Source organism: Streptomyces sp. NBC_00370, assembly GCF_036084755.1.
Taxonomy (GTDB): Bacteria; Actinomycetota; Actinomycetes; order Streptomycetales; family Streptomycetaceae; genus Streptomyces.
In genome coordinates this window covers 5,149,922-5,168,138 of the sequence record NZ_CP107968.1, presented here as the reverse complement: position 1 = coordinate 5,168,138, position 18,217 = coordinate 5,149,922, and the positions used below count along the sequence as shown (strand labels likewise).

10 protein-coding genes are annotated in these 18,217 nt (G+C 69.5%); 2 read left to right on the top strand and 8 right to left on the bottom strand.

The window, feature by feature from the left end:
* Positions 1-28 precede the first annotated feature (28 nt).
* From OHS57_RS23255 to eccD, 6 genes are all read right to left on the bottom strand, one after another.
* Positions 29-3,514: an AAWKG family protein gene (locus OHS57_RS23255; RefSeq protein ID WP_328583215.1), complete on the bottom strand. Its 3,486-nt coding sequence runs from the start codon at positions 3,512-3,514 to the stop codon at positions 29-31.
* Positions 3,515-3,606: 92 nt separating this feature from the next.
* A complete protein-coding gene (locus tag OHS57_RS23250; protein ID WP_328583214.1) occupies positions 3,607-4,119 on the bottom strand; it encodes a type VII secretion system-associated protein in 513 nt (170 codons plus the stop codon).
* A 132-nt stretch (positions 4,120-4,251) separates the two neighbouring features.
* Entirely contained in the window at positions 4,252-4,584 is a 333-nt protein-coding gene (locus tag OHS57_RS23245) for a WXG100 family type VII secretion target (RefSeq protein WP_328583213.1), read from the bottom strand.
* 44 nt (positions 4,585-4,628) lie between these two features.
* Positions 4,629-4,958: a hypothetical protein gene (locus OHS57_RS23240; protein ID WP_328583212.1), complete on the bottom strand. Its 330-nt coding sequence runs from the start codon at positions 4,956-4,958 to the stop codon at positions 4,629-4,631.
* A 42-nt stretch (positions 4,959-5,000) separates the two neighbouring features.
* Entirely contained in the window at positions 5,001-6,530 is a 1,530-nt protein-coding gene (gene eccB, locus OHS57_RS23235; RefSeq protein ID WP_328583211.1) for a type VII secretion protein EccB, read from the bottom strand.
* Between the two features lie 15 nt (positions 6,531-6,545).
* The gene (gene eccD, locus OHS57_RS23230) at positions 6,546-7,946 is read right to left on the bottom strand and encodes a type VII secretion integral membrane protein EccD (RefSeq protein WP_328583210.1); all 1,401 of its coding nucleotides are present in this window, start codon (positions 7,944-7,946) and stop codon (positions 6,546-6,548) included.
* A gap of 239 nt (positions 7,947-8,185) precedes the next feature.
* Between eccD and eccCa the strand changes: the two genes are divergently transcribed.
* Positions 8,186-12,142 carry a type VII secretion protein EccCa gene (eccCa, locus tag OHS57_RS23225; protein ID WP_328585141.1) on the top strand — a complete coding sequence of 1,319 codons (3,957 nt, stop codon included), beginning with the start codon at positions 8,186-8,188 and terminating at the stop codon, positions 12,140-12,142.
* A gap of 67 nt (positions 12,143-12,209) precedes the next feature.
* Here eccCa and OHS57_RS23220 read toward each other — a convergent pair whose 3' ends face one another.
* Positions 12,210-13,433, bottom strand: a complete 1,224-nt coding sequence (locus OHS57_RS23220) for a S8 family serine peptidase (RefSeq protein ID WP_328583209.1) — start codon at positions 13,431-13,433, stop codon at positions 12,210-12,212.
* A gap of 296 nt (positions 13,434-13,729) precedes the next feature.
* Between OHS57_RS23220 and OHS57_RS23215 the strand changes: the two genes are divergently transcribed.
* Entirely contained in the window at positions 13,730-17,044 is a 3,315-nt protein-coding gene (locus tag OHS57_RS23215; protein ID WP_328583208.1) for a right-handed parallel beta-helix repeat-containing protein, read from the top strand.
* Positions 17,045-17,110: 66 nt separating this feature from the next.
* Here the strand turns inward: OHS57_RS23215 and OHS57_RS23210 are convergent, their stop codons facing one another.
* Positions 17,111-18,130 (bottom strand): SGNH/GDSL hydrolase family protein, encoded by a 1,020-nt coding sequence (locus OHS57_RS23210; RefSeq protein WP_328583207.1) that lies wholly within the window; start codon positions 18,128-18,130, stop codon positions 17,111-17,113.
* Positions 18,131-18,217 lie beyond the last annotated feature (87 nt).

Genomic DNA, 18,217 nt, shown 5'->3' with positions numbered 1-18,217 from the left:
CGTGTGCTCCCCGCCGTCCACTCGTCGCTCATCGTCCGATCACCGCGGGCGCGCCGCCTTCGTCGGAGCCCCACACGTCCTCGTCCTCCGCCACCCACGCCTCACGCTCGCGGTCACCGCTCTGCGTCTGCTGCCTGCCGGGCCCACCGCCCTGACCGCCGCCCGCCGCCGGCAGGTAGGGGTTGCCGCCGCTCGTGTTGATCACGGCTTCGCGGTCGTCGTACCGCCCGTTGCCCGGGAGGGTGTTCGCGGGCCGCCGGCGGCTGCTGACCACGGCGGCGCTGTCGAAGACGTTCCGGGCGCGCTCGCCGGCGCCGCCCTCGCCCCGGCCGCCACCGCCCATACCCCCCATACCGCCCATGCCGCCGCCCATCATTCCGGGGCTCATCGGGGTGCCGGGGGAAGAGCCGCTCCCGCTCGACGAGGCCGCGCCGAGGCCGGCGGCGGCATTCGCCGCGCCCAACTGCTCCCCGGTGCCGGCGGACTGCGGGTCGTACAGCTCCTGTTCGTAGTCCGGCATACCGCCGGCGTACGAGCTGAAGCCGCCGGCGCTTTGCGGAACACCGACACCCGAACCGCCGTTCAGGTAGCCACTGGTCGTCTTGCCGTCGGGACCGGCTATCGAGGTGGCGCCGCTGTGCGGGTCCACCGTGGTCCTGCTGCCGTCCGGGTATTCGGTGACGACCTGGCCCTGCGAGTCGAGGTGCGAGACGCTGCCGTCCGGATTGGTGAGCAGGTCACCCGCGTTCAGCGGCCCTGAGTGGGTCGAGCCGTTGGGGTCCGTGACGGTCGACGTCTGTGTCTGCGGGTCGATCGTGGTCGAGCTGGTGTCCGGGTACTCGGTGACGACGCGGCCGTGCGAGTCCACGTACGAGTGGCTGCCGCCGGGATTCGTCAGCGAATCGTCGCCGTTCACCGGCCCGCTGATGTCGTCCGGATAAAGGCTCTGCCGGTAGTCGCTGTTGGAGTCGCCCTGCCGGTCCAGGATGTCGCTCGCCCTGTCCTGGTACTGCTGCTGCCGCTGTTCCTGCTTGGCCTGCAGCTCCTCCTGACGCTTCTGCTGCGCGTCCTGGCGCTGCTCCTCCCGGCGTTGCTGTTCGTCCTGGCGCTGCTCCTGGTGCCGCTGCTGCTCGTCCTGGTGCTGCTGCTGTTCCTTCTGCTGCTGTTCCTGTTTGGCCTCCTGCTCCCGCTGCTCCTGCTTCTGCTCCGCCTCCTGCCGGTCCTGGCGCGCGAGATCCTCGGCGCGCTGACGATCGGCCTTCGCCTCCTGTTCCTTCTGCTGCTGTTCCTGCTTGGCCTCCTGCTCCCGCTGCTCCCGCTTCTGCTCCTCCTGCTCCTGCTTCTGTTCCTTCTGCTGCTGGTCCTGCTCCTGCTTCTGTTCCTTCTGCTGCTGGTCCTGCTCCTGCTTCTGTTCCTTCTGCTGCTGGTCCTGCTTGGCCTCCTGCTCCTTCTCCTTCTGTTCCTGCCTGGCCTCCTGCTCCTTCTGCTGCTGCTGTTGCTCCGCCTCCTGCCGCTCCTGGCGCGCGAGATCCTCGGCGCGCTGGCGATCGGCCTTCTCCTCCTGCTCCCGCTGCTGTTGCTGCTGCTCCTGCTGCTGCTTCTGCTGGTCTTTCCGCTGCTGATCCTGCTGGGCCTTCTGCTGATTCATCTGCAGGATCTGCATCTGCTCCTGGCGGCGCTGCTGTTCCTCCTGCTTCTGCTCCTGCTCCTTCTGCTGCTGTTCCTGCTTGGCCTCCTGCTCCTTCTGCTGCTGCTCCTGCCTGGCCTCCTGCTCCCTCTGCCGCTGCTCCTGCTCTTTCTGCTGCTGCTCCTGCTTGGCCTCCTGTTCCTTTTCCTTCTGCTCCTGCTTGGCTTCCTGCTCCTTCTCTTTCTGTTCCTGCTCTTTCTCCTGCTGCTCCTGCTTGGCCTCCTGTTCCTTCTCCTGCTGCTCCTGCTTGGCCTCCTGCTCCTTCTCCTTCCGTTCCTGCTCCTCCTCCTGCTGCTTCTGGCGCGCGAGATCCTCGGCGCGCTGCCGGTCGGCCTTCTCCTCCTGCTCCTTCCGGATCCTGTCCTGCCGCTCCTGCTCCTCCTTCTGGCGCGCGAGATCCTCGGCGCGCTGCCGATCGGCCTTCTCCTCCTGCTCCTTCCGGATCCTGTCCTGCTCGGCCTTGTCCTTCGCCCTGTCCTTCGCCAGTTGGTCCAGGTAGGCGTCCATCTTGTCCTGGTTTTCTTTGTCCTTCTTTTCCTGCTCCTTCTTGTCGGCCTCCGCGTCTCTCTTGTCCTTCTTGGCCTGATCGTCCTGGAGGCTGGTCTGGAGGTCCTGACCCGACGGCGGGCGAATGTCACCGATATCGAGATTGGTCCCGTTCCACGCGTTGGTGACATTCCTCAGCGCGGTCTCGGCGGGTTTCCCCAACTCCTCGCGTACAGCCCGCCACCAACGGTTCTTCGCCTCTTCGCCGATGGCCTTCCAGGTGCCCATGCTGTCCAGCGGACCGTACGTTCTGTCGTCGTCCCTGGCCATGTTCTCGAAGCCCGGTTGCGGTTCGAGGCTTTCCGTTTCGGGCATGTAGCCGCGCGCGGCGTTGTCACTTCCGCTGGTGTTCGACGTGTATTCCGTGCTGACCTTGAAGAGGTTGTTGTCCCAGACGTTGTTCATGACGTCGTAGAGGATGCGGTTCAGGAAGAAAAGGGGGTTGGCCTTGTCCCAGCTCGACCAGTCGTCCCACGCGTCGTAGAGTTTCTGGGCTTCGTCGCGGAACACCTCGCTCGCATTGCGGACCGCGGCCCCCTGCTTCGATCCGCGAGACTTTCCTGACGTGTTCTTCAGGTCGTCGGACAGCCGGTCGTACCGATGCACGATCAGATGGACCAGATTCCACCAGACACCGGCCGCCTGCCCCTGCCAGTTCTCGTTCTCGACCGCGCCGAATATCTTCTCCCAGCCGTCGAGATCCGCCTTGCGGTCGTTGACGAACATCTCGACGCGGTCGAAAGCCTGGGCCGTCGCCTCGAAGGTGGACAGATCGACGTAGCTGGAGTCCGGGACAGCAGGCGACCAGTCGAAGTCCTTCGTGCCCCTGTCCTTGGTGAGCAGCCAGTCCAGCGCATGGCCCGTACCGAAGGCGTACCTGGCCAGGTCCTTGCTGTCCCAGTCCGTCTTGTCCGTCTCGTCCTTGCCTTCGATCGACCCGCTGGAACCTCCGCCGGATATGGCCCCCTTCGTGTCCTGGATACCGATGAGGGTGATCTTGGCGTAGTGCTTCAGGATGCCGTCTTTGTCCGTGTAGAACGGGATGGAGATATCCATCGTCTTGATGTCGTCGACGACATTGACCCCCTGCCAACTGGTCTCCGAAAGCTCGGGCAGGTCGTTGTTGTCCGCTTCCTCGATCGTGACCCGCATCAGCGGAATGTCGTCGTTGCCGGTCAGGCTCTTGAAGATGGTGTCGACCTTCGGCGCCGCGTATCCGGTGAAGGTGCTGACGACTTTCTGCCAGTCATCGTTGTCGGGACTGATCGGCACGTCATCCATGGCGGGACTCCAACGGCAGGAATACGGGCGGGACTCAGGCTCGGCGGCGTACGGCGGCGGGAAGAGCCGTCAGCCGGCGACGGTTCAGCGGTTCACGCGTCGTCACCACCGCCACCGCCACCACCGCTGCCGCCCAGGGAGTCGGTGATGTCGTCGTTGACGTCCTCGAAGACGTCGAGGAACTTCTCGCCGTCGATCTTGTTCAGGCTGTCGCCCTCGGTCTTGAGCAGCGTCTCCATCGCGTCCCGCAGATTGCTCTCGATGTCCTCGAAGAGCGTCTTCTGGTCCTTGACGAACTCGGCGAGCTGGTCGGCCGTGTCCTTGACCGCCTTGACCAGGTCACCGGCGAGACCGTCGTCGCCGGCTAGGGCGCCGATCGCCAATGGGATCGAGTTCCCGGTGTGGATATTGCTCGGGCGGATGTGTCCGAGATTGACGATGCTCTGCACATCGGCCCCGTGCATGTCGCTCGCGAACCGCTCCGAGGGCGCGTCGGACAGTATTTTCCCGATCGCCGTCTGGAACTCGTGGAGATCGCCGTTGATGAAGCCCTTGATCCACTCTTTGTTCAGGACGAGCGGTCCGTCCTTGCCGCCGTCTGCCATGGTGCCGCTCCTCTTTCACTCCAGTGGTCCGCCGCGGCGCCGCCCACTCGCGCCTTTGCCGCGGATACGGGCGGCCGTCCACGTCCGCCATCGACGCCGACGGCCGCCCGTCACCGCGCATTCCTCGCCGGTTCAGGCGCCGATCCGCACGCCTTCCCAGCCCTGGGCTGAGCGCTTCTGGTTCTGGTCGAAGGCGTTCGACACGTCGTCCAGTACCTGGGCGTGACTGGTGAGCAGCTTGCTCATGGCATCGGCCGCGTTGTTCCACGCCGTCTGCTTCTTGCGGTAGACATCCGCGTCGTCACCGACCCAGCTCTCGTTGAGCGCGCCCAGCTCCTGGTTCAACTGCTGGAGCCAGTTCTGGATCTGATTGGTCTGAATGCGCATGTCTTCGACCGCGTTGCCGGAGCGGCTGAAGTCGACGAAGATATTGCCGTCTGTGAAGTCACTTGCACCACCGGGCATGGCACACCTCGTTTCGATCGGTGGGTACGTTCAGGGGGAAGCGCTCAGCCTGCGAGAGCGTTGAAAATCGAGTCGGCCCGCTGGTACGCCTGATTCACGTCGTCGTTCGCCGAACCCCGGGTCTGACCGCTCTGCTGCAATGTGTTGTTCAGCTCGTTGACCATGTCGCGGAGATTCTTCGAGATGATCTCGGCCTGGTCGTCCCACTTGTCGAGCAGCGCGCGGAAGTTACCGCCCACATCACCGCCCACACCCACGTTGTTCTTGGTGTTTTCGAGTTCCTGCCGGCTCCGTTGCACACCCGAGAACGCCTGCTCCAAGGCGTTGATGCCGTTCCGAGTGGCATTCTCTTCCTGCTGTGAAATACCTTGCATGGTCTCCCCTTCAGACTGGAATCTGCCCCGTGCAACGCGATACTAAAAGCTCGTCAACCCCCTTCGCAATAGCGCATGTTGCGAATCGGAGTGATACGCAAGATACTGCGCCGGTATTTTTTCGGATACGTTTCCGCAGCTCGGCGCCGTTGTTTTCGCCCGCCCTGAAACGGCCGCCTCAGGCGTGAGATCAGGGCCGGTCGGGATCATGGAAAGCAGTGCGGAAGGCAGGCCCTGTGCACGGGCCTCCGTATAACCGAGCGCCTTCAATGTCTCCTGCGTGGGAAGCCGGTACTTCATTCCGGTGTCGGTCACCAGGTACAGCGTGCTGCCGACATCACCGCCGGCGGCGCCGAGCGCGTGCACGAGGGCGCCGCGGCCCGGCCGTACGGCGATCCGGTTGACCGTCACACACGCCGGGGTCAGGCCCTCGGCCGGTGCCTGCGCGGTGGGCCCTAGATCGCCGGGGTCCGCCAGGGACACGCTCACCCGGGTGCCGTCGCCGGCCGCCCGCACCGCGACGCACGGAGTCTGCCCCACACCGAGGGCCACCGGCTCCGGCGGCGCCTCCGGCATGCCCTCCGCCCGGTTGACCGGGTCCGTGTCCTTGGCCAGGTTCCCGTTCAGCGCGTCGGTGCCGAGGCTGCGCGCGGCGGTCGCGTGCCCGCCGTACGCCTTCTGCTTGGTCTCGGGGTCGCCGAGCGCGAGGGCCGCGCCGGTCGCGGAGAGCGGGGCCAGGCCACCGCGCTGCAACTGGTAGTAGTGGGGCCGTGCGCCGGACGCGGTGACCCGGTAGATCTCGCCGACCTTTGTCTGCCGGTCCCCCAGCTCTCGGCCCGGCTCGCCGAGTCCCGGCACGTCGGGCGGGGTCAGGTCGGGCCCTGACGGCAGCGAGTTGAGGAGTGCGGCCGAGACCTGTACGGGCCTCTCCTGCGCGTAGCCGAGCGCCTCGGTGGCGTTCGCCTGGTCGTCGAGCCGCAGCTTGCGGCCCTGCCACACCAGGTAGTCGGCCTTGTCGGGCCCGGTGACCAGCAGCCCCTGTTTCTCGTCGAGCCCCGCTCCGGCGAGTTCGGCGCCCACGGCGACCGTGGTGCCCGTCGAGCCGGTGGTGGTCCCTGAACACACCTGCCAGGGCCCGTCGTCGAGCCGGCCGACCGACGGGGTCTCGTCCGGGGCGCCGACGATACCGACGGGCGCCCCGTGCGGGGTGCCCTCCAGCGACGTGGCGCCGATCGACATCACCTTCATCCGGTCGCCCGCCAGCAGCTCGGCCGAGGTGAAGTTGCGGACCGGTCGCAGCCGGCCGTCGAGGTAGAAGTAGCGGGCGCCGGTGTCCTTGTTGACGACCAGCGTGCCGGGGTCCCGCCAGGAGGTCTTGGTGCCGGGCTTCAGAAGTCCGAAGACGAAGGCGCCCGCGCAGATCAGGATCGCGACCAGCACACTGATCGCGATGCCGCGGTTGGTACGGCCCTGCGGGCTCTCCGGGGCGTCGGGATCGGCGCGCAGCATGCCGGAGGTCAGCCGCCCCATCATGAACATGTGCGCCTGTACCTGGTCGCGTCGGTCCTGCATCGTTCACACCCCCGCTCAGGCCATCAGTCCGCGCAGCGCGCCGTACACGCCGAGCACCCACAGGGCCAGCGGCAGCAGGCTGACCGCCGCCAGGGTGTGCAGGATCTCCGCGAGCCGGCCCCAGTACGGCACGAGCCGGGCACCGGGCACCGTCCAGGAGGCGATGGCCATGGCGGCGGTGAGCGCCAGCAGCGCGGCCACCAGCAGGGGCCGTCGGTCGGGGGCGTAGGAGACGGCGCCGATGACGATCAGCAGCAGCGGGCCCAGCGCGCCGGGGACGGTCAGCGAGAGCCGCTGCCAGGCGTTGCCGAGGCCGCGGCTGTGCAGCAGCAGGAGCAGGGACAGCGCGCAGACCAGGAACGTGGCGGCCAGGTCCGCGTACCACGCGAGCACGCCGAGACAGCCGGCGCAGACCGCGCCCACGGCCCCGTACAGCGAACTCATCCAGCCGTCGCCGAGGATCGCGCGGGCGGCGACACCGCTCGGCGAGTGCGGCTCGATGCCCTCCTGCAACTGCTGGGCGTTGGTGGGCAGGGGTGGCATCCGCAGCCCGGCCATCCGGAAGGACAACGAGGGGACGAAAGCGCCGAGGATCACCGCCACCAGGGCGACGACGCCGGCGACCTGATGGGGCGCCAGGTCGGCGGCGAGCATCAGGGTGCCGGCGAGCGCGCCGAACACTGCGAAGACCGCGACACCGAGGAAGAGCGCGGCGAAGGCCGCGACCGCGGCGAGCACGACGATGGCGCCGCCGGCGCCCGCCGCGCTGGCGGCCAGCAGCCGGGAGCCGACCACCTCGTGCACGTGCGGCCCGGTCAGCTCACCGCCGGGCAGCACCCACCCGGCGAACGCGAGATAAGGCGCGGCCATGACGCCCAGTGCCGCACCGGCCCCCGCGTCACCGACGGCGCGGCTGGCCGACCCCGCGCCGGCTATCAGCAGCAGCGCGACGACCGCCGCGCACACCGCGCGCAACTCCGTCGAGCCGCCGGGCAGCGCCAGGAGAACCAGCCCGCCGGTGAGGGCGAGCACCGCGAGGCCCAGGAGCAGTCTGCGGCTGGCCTTCGGGCTCCAGCCGTAGGGGCTGCCCGCCATGGTGGTGGAGATGCCGTCGACCAGGTCGTCGAGCTGGACCTCGGGCAGGGCTTCGATGCGCGGCCTGAGGTAGAGGTCTTCGCCGTCGCGCAGGTCGTACGAGTCGAGGGTGCGCTCCTCGTCGAGGGGTTCGCCGCCGAGGCGTTGCAGGACCCACCCGCCGTGGTCGATCCCGGTCTCTTTGAGGTCGTCACCGGCGTAGCCCACGACGGCGGGCAGCAGGTCGGCGACGGGAACGTCGGAGGGGACGCCGAGGTCGATGTTCCTGCTGGGCGCGCGGACGGTCAGACGGCACAGACCGGCCGTCTGGGTGCCACTCATCGCAGGTACTCCCGCTTCTGGTACTGGTTCACAGCTCTCCGGACGTGTCTGGTTGGGGGGTACACATGCCGGTGCAGCCACAGTAAGCAGCAGAAAAGCCAACTGGCTCGGCTAATGAGCACGTTGAGCCGAAGTTGGCAATGGAATGAACATGCCGATCAGGTCAACGGCCTCGCGAGTCCTTGAGGATTCACCTTGAGTCACGTAATGCCGCCCCGTTAGGAGACCGTCCGTTGAGTGTGGTCCTGTTCCGCAGGCCGGCCCGTCGCCGTGGCCCGGACATGCCCGAAGGGGAGTTGTCCCTGCAGGAGCCGCCGACGCTGCCCGAAGTGGTGCCGGACAGCTCAGCCGTGTGGACGTATCTGCCCATGGCGATGATGTCGGTCTCCATGATGCTGATGTTCATGCGGCCGGGCATGAGCGGCGCATCGGGCGGCCACTTCATGTACCTGGCCATCGGCATGATGGTGCTGGCGTCCGGCGCGATGATGGTCGGCCAGATGATGCGCAAGGCCAGTGAGCGCAAGCAGCGGCTCAAGGGCGAGCGCCGGGACTATCTGCGCTACCTCACCCAGACCCGGCGCAAGGTGCGCACCGCCGTGGCCGACCAGCAGAAGGCGCTGGCCTGGCGGCACCCGGAGCCGGCCGCGCTGTGGTCGATGGTGGGCACCACCCGGCTGTGGGAACGCCGCCCGCAGGACGAGGACTTCGGCGAGGTACGGGTGGCCGTCGGCGACCAGCAGCTAGGTCTGCGGCTGGTGCCGAACTCCACCACTCCGGTGGAGGACCTCGAACCGCTGTCCGCGCACGCGCTGCGCAGCTTCATCCGGACCTACGCCACCGTGCCCGAACAGCCCATCGCCATCTATCTGCGGGCCTGGGCCCGGGTGCTGCTGCGCGGCGACGAACAGAGCATGCGCTCCCTCGCCCGCGCCATGGTCGCCCAGTTGGCGACCTTCCACGCGCCGGACGACGTGTGGGTGGCCCTGTGCGTCTCGGACGAGCGGCGCGCGGACTGGGAGTGGGTCAAGTGGCTCCCGCACAACTTGCATCCGCAGGAGACCGACGGCGCGGGCCAGGCCCGGATGTTCGTCTCCGCCTTCAACGAACTGGAGGATCTGCTCGGCGCCGAGTTCCTGGAGCGTCCTCCGTTCGACCCGGAAGCCGCTGCCGGGCGCGAGGAGCCGTTCACGGTGATCGTGCTGGACGGCGGCGGTGTACCGGCCGGACACCGGCTGGACGGCGCCGGCTTCCGCAACGCCGTGGTCATCGACCTGGAAGGGGCGCTGACCTGGCGGCCCGGCCGGGTCACCCTGCGCTTCGAGGTGTCGGAGAACGACTTCGCACTGGTACGCACCGACCGCGACCGCAAGGAGCAGACCACCCGGCTCGGCCGGCCCGACCGGTTCGGGCCGACCGGCTCCACCGCGCTGGCCAAGGGGATCGCCCCGTACCGGATGGGCGTGGGGTCCGACGCCTCGGCGCCCCTCTCGTCCGATCTGGAGCTGACCACACTCCTGGGCATATCCGACCTCTACCGCCATGAGCCGCACGCCCATTGGGAGCGCAGCACCGGACCCGCCCGGCTGCGGGTACCGATCGCGGTGAGCGCCGACGGCGCACCGGTGGAGCTGGACATCAAGGAATCGGCGCAGGGCGGCACAGGACCCCACGGCATGCTCATCGGCGCCACCGGCTCCGGCAAGAGCGAGCTGCTGCGCACCCTGGTGCTGGCGCTGGCGCTGAACAACTCGTCCGAGACCCTCAACTTCGTCCTCGTCGACTTCAAGGGCGGCGCCACCTTCCTCGGCCTGGACGAACTGCCGCACACCTCGGCCGTCATCACCAACCTGGCCGGCGAGGCCACGCTGGTCGGCCGGATGCAGGACGCGCTGCACGGCGAACTCATGCGCCGCCAGGAGCTGCTGCGCTCGGCCGGCAACTACACGTCCGCGCTGGACTACGAGAAGGCGCGCGCGTCCGGCACTGCGCTCGCGCCGTTGCCGAGCCTGTTCGTCGTTGTCGACGAGTTCAGCGAACTGCTCGCCGTGCACCGGGAGTTCATGGAGCTGTTCGTGATGATCGGACGGCTCGGGCGCAGCCTGGGCGTCCATCTGCTGCTCGCCTCCCAGCGGCTGGACGAGGGCCGGATGCACCAGTTGGAGAGCCACCTCTCCTACCGGATCGGGTTGCGTACGTTCTCCGCGATGGAGAGCCGCGGTGTGCTCGGCGTGCCGGACGCCTATCAACTGCCCCCGCAGCCGGGCAGCGGCTACCTCAAGTCCGGGGTGGAGGCGCTGACCCGCTTCCGCGCCGCCTACGTGTCCGGCTCCTACCAGGAGCGCCGATCCGGCGCCAACAAGGCCAGGGTGGCCAGTCAGACCGTGCCGTGGACCGCCGGTTATGTGGTGCCGCGCCAGGTGCCCGACCTGCCAGGCCCTGAGCCGGAGGAGGAGGAAGAGACCACCGACACCCTGCTGTCGGTGGCTGTCGACCGGCTGCGCGGCGCGGGCCCTCCGGCCCACCAGGTGTGGCTGCCGCCGCTCGACCAGCCCGCCACCCTCGACCAGATCCTGCCGCCCCTGGTCCCCGACCCGGAGCTGGGGCTGACCACTGTCGGCTGGCCGGGCCGCGGCAAGCTGGCCGTGCCCATCGGCATCGTCGACAAGCCGTTCGAGCAGATGCGCGACCTGCTGACCATCGACCTGTCCGGTTCGGGCGGCCATGTGGCCATCGCGGGCGGCCCGCAGAGCGGCAAGAGCACCCTGGTGCGCACCTTGCTCACCGCTCTCGCCGTCACCCACACCCCGCGCGAAGTGTCGTTCTTCTGCCTCGACTTCGGCGGTGGCACGCTGGCCGCACTGGCCGAACTGCCGCACACCGCCGGTGTGGCGGCGCGGCTGGAGAGCGAGCGGGTGAGCCGGACGGTCGCCGAGATCACCTCCCTGCTCGCGTCGCGGGAGCGGTTCTTCCTGGAGCACGGCATCGACTCGATGCCGACCTTCCGGCGCCGCAGGGCCGCGGGCGAGTTCCCGGAGCAGCACTACGGCGACGTGTTTCTCGTCATCGACGGCTGGTCCACGGTGCGGGCCGACTACGACCGTTACATCCAGACGTTCAACGGGATCGCGGCCCGCGGCCTGAACTACGGCGTGCACATCATCGTCACCACGTCCCGCTGGGTCGAACTGTCCGCCGGCGTACGCGACCAGGCCGCCACCCATCTGGAGCTGCGGATGGGTGACGCGATGGACTCCGAGATCGACACCCGGCGCGCCTCCACCGTGCCGCGGCTGGCCGGCCGCGGTCTGACCCGCGAGGGCAAGCTGCACTACCTCGGCGCACTGCCCCGTATCGACGGCATGGAGAGCGCCGACGACCTCGCCGACGGTGTGTCAGGTCTGGTGTCCGCCCTCAAGGAGAGCTGGCCGGGACAGCAGACCCCGCAGGTGCGGATGCTGCCCACCAGGCTGTCGGTCGGGCAACTGCCGTCACCTGAGGGCAACCTGCGGATGCCGATCGGCCTGGAGGAGGAGCAACTCTCCGTCGTCTGGCACGACTTCGCGGAGAATCCGCACCTGTTCGCGGTGGGCGACGCGGAGAGCGGCAAGACGAACCTGCTGCGGCTGACCGCCAAGGCGATCATGGACCGCTTCACCCCGGCCGAGGCCCGGATCATGGTGGTCGACTACCGCCGCGACCTGGTCGAGGCGATCCCGGACGAATACCGTCTGGGGCACGCCGTCTCCATCGACGCGCTGAAGGACCTGGTCGACGGCGCGGCCCGCGCGGTCCGCACCCGGCTGCCGGGGGAAGAGATCTCCCCGGCCCGGATGCGGCTGTGCGACTGGTGGACGGGGCCGCGGCTGTTCATCCTCGTGGACGACTACGACATGTTGGGCACCGGCATCGGCAACGCACCGTTCGACCCGCTGCTCCCGCACCTCGCGCTCGGCTACGAGGTCGGACTGCACATGGTGGTCACGCGCTCGGCGTCCGGCGCCAGCCGGGGTCTGAGCGAGCACTTGCTGCGGCGCTTCCAAGAGGTCAACACCCCGGCCCTGTTGCTGTCCTGCCCGCCGACCGAGGGCTATCTCATCGGCAACATCAAGGGCCGCACGATGGCACCGGGACGAGCCACCCACGTCGTACGCCGGAAGGCGACCCAGGTCCAGACGGCGCTGGTGGAGGCTTGAAGCCCGTCCGGCGATTGAGGACGAACCGGCCCACCGGACGGACCCGGTGGGCCTGTCCGGACCCGGCCTAGGGCCGGTCGCCGGAGTCCACGTCACCCTCAGCCGCCCCGGCCGGCTGCCAGCCCCTGGCCCGGCCGCGGGGAATGACCACGGCGCCGCCTGCCACCAGCAGCACCAGCGCACCGCCCGCACCCGCGATCATCAGCGCCCGGTTCCGCGGTTCCGTGGCGGCCGCCGCGGGAACGTGGGCCGCGGCCTCCCGGGGCGGGGCGCCCTGCTTGTCGGTGAGGAGTGTCGTCAGCGCCCCGTACGGGTCGAGCCGCGGCGGGTCGTCCGGGTAGCCGGCCACCGTGAGCTGGTCGGCTACCTGCGCGGCCGTCATCTTCGGCTGCCGTGCCCGGACGAGAGCCGCGGCGCCCGCCACATGGGCGGCGGCCAGCGAGGAGCCCGAGCCGAAGTAGTGCCCCGATCCGGTGGGCCCGACGCTGACCACCGCGTCGCCCGGGGCCGACAGATCCGCGTTGTGCGCGGGCGGGGCGGCGTCGGGGCGCAGGCCGCCGGGGCCGTAGTCCACGACGGAGAGGACCCCGGGCGCGGCCCCGGGCCAGTACCAGGGGGCGGGCTGCGCGGTCTTGCCTGCGCTGTCCTTCGGGAGGTAGTCCGGGACGTTCGGCGCGACGACGAGGGAGTCGTGCTTCGCCGCGTACGCGACGGCCTCGGTCAGCTCCTTCTTGCCGGTGGCTATCGCCCGCCCGACGTAGATGACCTCGGCGCCCCGGTCGGCCGCCGTACGGATACCGGCCGCGAGTCGCGACGCGGTCGTCTCACCCCGGGTGTCCGTGCCGCGCACCGCCAGGATGCGGGCTCGCGGAGCGAGTCCGGCCACCCCGACGCCCTCACCCGGCGCGGCGGCGATCAGCCCCGCCGCGAAGCTGCCGTGACCCACGCAGTCCTCGTCCGCGTCCCCGACCGCCTCGACCCGGCCCGCGAGGGCGGGGATGCCGGTCCCGACTCCGGTGTCCACGACGGCGACGGTCACCCCGTCGCCCTGGCTGAACTGCCAGGCCTTGGTCATGCCCAACGTCTGCCAGGTCCAGGGCTGTTGGCCGGCCTTGTCGGTGGAGGCCTTCGCGCACGGTTCACCGGCGGCCAGTACCGACGAGACGACGGGGAGCTGGATGTCGTCCGCCGCCGCCGGAACGGCTCCTGCGGCCGAGGAGAGCGCGGCCAGCACCACGGCGGCCGCCGCCCGCTGCACCGGACGACGGTGGGAGGGAGCTGCTCGTCGCATGTGCGCAGAATACGTGGCTCGTTGTCCAGCCGGTCGGCGCGAACTGTCCAATACATGCTCAGTGTTGTGTCGTCGGCGTGGGCAGAAAAACCCACGGGTGGACAGCGTGACGGCATCGGCCCACACCGGCGGCCTGCCACGTGTCACACCCCCCACGAGCACCCTGACATGCCTGGCTGAGGGGCCGTGGGTTCCCGTAGCCTGCAACGAGTGCGCGTCCCGCTGATCACGCCCGCCACGACCGCGTCCACCCAGGTCGCCCGGGGCGGCGCGCACCACAACGAGGAGGTCCCAGCGTGTCACGGCAGTTGCTCAGGGTCGATCCGGACGGGAGGGACAGCTTCCCCACGATCGGCGAGGCCCTGGCGCAGGCGCGCACCGGAGCCGTCATCCGTGTCAGGCCCGGTCGTTACCGGGAGAACCTCACCATCAACACCCGGCTGACCATCGCCGCCGACGGGGAGCGCGGCAGCGTCGAGATCTGCCCGCCCCGCGGCACCGCCGTCGTCCTGGTCGCGGACGCCGTGATGCTCACCGACCTCACACTGCGCGGCGGCAGCGAGGACCTGCCGGTGGTGGACGCGCCGCGCGGCCAGATCGTCATGGACGGCTGCACGGTGGTGGGTTCGGGCTGGACGGCGGTCCTGGCCAGGGAGAGCGGCTCGCTTGCCATGCGCGACTGCCGGGTCTCCAACCCGCAGGGCGCCGGTGTGGTGGACACCGCGAGCGCCGAGAGCGTCGTCGCCGACTGCCTGATCGAGCACCTCGGCACCTCCGCCGTCGTCATCGGCGAGCAGGCCCGCACCACGGTGCGCGGCTGCCGTATACGGGACGCCAAGGGCAATGGCCTGCTGGCCAACGGCGAGGCCCAGGGCCGGGTGGAGGAGTGCGACATCTCCGGTACCGAGAAGCCGGCCATCGCACTGGAGGGCCGGTGTGCCACCCGCGTGTCACGTGTGACCGTGCACGACACCTCGGTCGGCGTCTACGTGACCAGTGGGTCCCGGCCCACCCTGGAAGACGTCACGGTCACCGACACCACGGGGCCCGGCATCGTACTGTCCGCGGGCGCCGACCCCGAGCTGCTGCGCTGCGTCACCACACGGACCAAGGGCAACGGTCTCGCGGTGACGGAACGCTCCCGCGGCACCTTCGACGGCTGCGAGTTCACCGCCGCCACCGCCTCGGCGATCCGGGTGAACGGCTCCAGTGCGCCGCTGCTCACCGGCACCGTGGTGCGCGACTGCGCCGACAAGGCGGGCGCGCTCCTCCTGACGGAGGACTCCTCCGCCGAATTCGACCGCCTGGAGGTGCTGGACGCGGCAGGCGTCGGCGTCTGCGTCCGCACCGGCGCCGACCCGCTGCTGCGCAAGGCCCGGATCACCGGCGCGGGCGGCCACGGCGTCGAGGTCCTGGAGGACGGCCGCGGCAGGCTGCACGGCTGCACCGTCGAAGGCTCCGCCGGCGCCGGGGTGTTCGTCGCGAACGGCGGCGCGCCCGAACTGCTCGACTCGGTACTGCGCTCCACCGCCCAGGCGGGCGTCCGGATCGGCACCGACGGGCGGGCCACGGCCGGCGACTGTCACATCGACGCGTGCGCCACCACCGGCCTGCACGTCGAGACCGGGGGCGAGTTGACGGCCAACAGAACCCATGTGACGGGCTCGGCGGCGCACGGTGTGCTGGTCGCCAACGGCGGCCGGGCCACGCTTGAGGGCTGCCAGGTGAGCGGCGCCGGCGGCGACGGTGTCCGGGTCGACAGCTCGGAACAGGTCACGCTCACCGACTGCGTCGTACGGGACAACGGCGGGGCCGGCCTCAAGCAGTCCCGTGCCAGCGGACGGCTCACCGTCGAAGGACTCGTCAGCAGTGGCAACACGTCCGAGGACGCCTGGGGCGATACGGCCGGCGACCTCGCTGCGGAGGGGGCGGCCACCGACTCGGCCAAGCAGGGTCCGCAGAGCCCACTGGGGGAGCTGGAGTCGCTGGTCGGGCTCGGCGACGTCAAGCATCAGGTACGCACCCTGATCAACCTCAACCAGCTCGCGCAGCGCCGTGCCAGCCTCGGCATGCCCGTCCCGCCGATGAGCCGCCACCTCGCGTTCTCGGGTCCACCCGGCACCGGAAAGACCACGGTGGCCCGGCTGTACGGCGGCATCCTGGCCGAGCTGGGCGTCCTGCCCTCCGGCCACCTGGTCGAGGTGTCACGCGCGGACCTGGTCGCCCAGGTCATCGGCGGGACGGCCATCAAGACCACCGAGGCGTTCAACGAGGCGCTCGGCGGCGTGCTGTTCGTCGACGAGGCGTACACCCTGCTGTCCGACGGCAAGGGCTCCGGTGCCGACTTCGGCAAGGAAGCCGTCGACACACTGCTCAAACTGATGGAGGACCACCGGGACGACGTGGTGGTCATCGTCGCCGGCTACACCGCCGAGATCGCTTCGTTCCTGTCCTCCAACCCGGGGCTGTCCTCCCGCTTCACCCGCACCGTCGAGTTCGCCAACTACTCCGTGGCCGAACTCGTCACCATCACCGAGAACATGTGCCAGGCCCACCGCTACGAGCTGGCCCCGAGCACCCTGGACGCCCTCGCCCGGCACTACGAACGGATGCCGCGCGACGCCGGGTTCGGCAACGGCCGCGCCGCCCGCCAGGTGTTCGAGGAGATGGTGGACCGGCAGGCCTACCGGCTCGGTTCGCAGCCCGACGCCGCATGGAACGACCTGTCGCTGCTGCTGCCCGAGGATGTCGCCGACGAGTCGGCGGACGGGCAGACGGCGGACGGCCGCGGGGCCGACGAACTGCTGGCAGAACTCGACGCGATGGTGGGGCTGCACGCGGTGAAGCGGGAGGTCACCGACCTGGTCAACCTCCTCTCCACCGCCAGGCAGCGGCAGGCGGTGGGCCTTCCCACACCGAAGATCAGCCACCATCTGGTCTTCGAAGGCCCGCCCGGCACCGGAAAGACGACGATCGCCAGGCTCTACGCGGACCTGCTGCACTCCCTCGGCGTCCTGCGCACGGGCCGGCTCGTGGAGGTGGCGAGAGCGGACCTGGTGGGCCGCTACGTGGGGCACACCGCGCAGCTCACCAAGGACGCGTTCGAAAGCGCCCTGGGCGGCGTGCTGTTCATCGACGAGGCCTACGCCCTCACTCCCGAGAACGCCGGCTCGGACTTCGGCAGGGAGGCGGTGGACACCCTGCTGAAGCTGATGGAGGACCACCGCGACGAGATCGTCGTCATCGCCGCCGGCTACACCGAGGAGATGCACCGCTTCCTCTCCTCCAACCCCGGCCTGGCCTCCCGCTTCGCCCGTTCGGTGAAGTTCGAGAACTACTCCACCGACGAACTGGTGGACATCATGAACGGGTACGCGACCGCCTCCGGCTACGACTGCGCCCCGGAAACCCTGGAGGCACTGCGCGCCTACGTGTCCGACCTCCCCCGGGACCGCTCCTTCGGCAACGCCCGCACGGCCCGGCAGACCCTGGAGTCGATGATGACCAGGCAGGCCCGGCGCATCGGCACGATCGCGGCACCGAGCATGGACGATCTACGGCTGCTGATGCCCGAGGATCTGCCGGAGCGGGCGGGGCTGGCCGCGGGGTGACCGGGCGGGACTCGCCCTCCGGCCCGCTGTCTCGCGCGGGCCGGTGGGCGGTCGGCGGGCGGCCGGTCAGCGCTCCAGGAGAGCGATGCGGATGGCTCGTTCGACGTGTGCGGCGGTGTTGGCATATCCCGCACCGTTGGGGTGAACCAGGGTGACGCGCTTCTGAATGAGGCCACAGTTCAGCGGGGTGCCGGTGAGCTTTGTGGGCCAGTAGTCCTCGGCGTCGCCGCAGATCCCCTCGACCCACTTCGTGGCCGCGGGCTGGCAGGCGTCGTGGCCCACGCTGGAGGAGTAGATGTCGACGTAGCGGTCGCCGAAGAACGAAGAGACCTGCTGGATCGTGCTGTTCAGCCGCTTGAGGACGTCGTCACGTAGCCAGTCGATGTCGGCGTGCTTGATCGAGCCCAGCTCGGTGAGGGACAGGCGGTTGCAGGCACTGGCCTCCTGCGGCAGCACGGCCGGGTAGCCGACGGTGATCACCTTGGCGTTGGGTGCGGCCTCATGCACCTTGGACAGCATGTTGACGTACTCGTCCTGAACCCTGCCCAGCTTGGCCTGGATGCTTTCCTCGCCGGCGGGCGGGTCGGTGTAGTACTCACGGCAGGACCCGCCGAGCGTCGCGCCCAGTTCGAGGCACTTGAGGAGCATGCCGCCGAAGGGCAGGCTGTTGCCGCCGACGCCGATGGTGACGACATCGGTCTGGTCGTTCAGGTTCGCCCGCTGGATCTGCGGGTCGACCGCGGGCCACCCGTCGGCGGGTGGCTGGACCGGGCTGATCGGCGTCTGCCGGGTGTCGGCGATGTTGTCGATGGTGGCGTTGCCGCAGCTCACGTTGGTCAGGTGCACGTACTTGCCGGGCGGGAACTCGTCGAGCTCCCGCTCGACAAGACCGGGGTAGGCGCCGCTGGTGCGGTCGCAGCCGTCCCGCGACGCATCACCGAGAGCGGGCTGCGGGTCCCCGACGAAGCCGCCGGCCGTGTAGGAGTCGCCCAGGGCGGCCCACTGATACTGATCCGCCGCACCGGCGGAGCCCGCGGGCACGAGCGCGCCGGCAGCCAGGACAAGCCCGACCGCCAACGCTCGCACGCGCAGACGAGAGACAGGGTGTCGCATCGATCCTCCAGAACCGAGGTAGGACGCCCCGGAGCCTTGATATGCCCCACACAAGGAAGG

Excerpts from the sequence above, each read along its gene's own strand:
- OHS57_RS23255 (WP_328583215.1), bottom strand. The coding sequence starts at position 3,514 with ATGGATGACGTGCCGATCAGTCCCGACAACGATGACTGGCAGAAAGTC.
- OHS57_RS23250 (WP_328583214.1), bottom strand. The coding sequence starts at position 4,119 with ATGGCAGACGGCGGCAAGGACGGACCGCTCGTCCTGAACAAAGAGTGG.
- OHS57_RS23245 (WP_328583213.1), bottom strand. The coding sequence starts at position 4,584 with ATGCCCGGTGGTGCAAGTGACTTCACAGACGGCAATATCTTCGTCGAC.
- OHS57_RS23240 (WP_328583212.1), bottom strand. The coding sequence starts at position 4,958 with ATGCAAGGTATTTCACAGCAGGAAGAGAATGCCACTCGGAACGGCATC.
- eccB (WP_328583211.1), bottom strand. The coding sequence starts at position 6,530 with ATGCAGGACCGACGCGACCAGGTACAGGCGCACATGTTCATGATGGGG.
- eccD (WP_328583210.1), bottom strand. The coding sequence starts at position 7,946 with ATGAGTGGCACCCAGACGGCCGGTCTGTGCCGTCTGACCGTCCGCGCG.
- OHS57_RS23220 (WP_328583209.1), bottom strand. The coding sequence starts at position 13,433 with ATGCGACGAGCAGCTCCCTCCCACCGTCGTCCGGTGCAGCGGGCGGCG.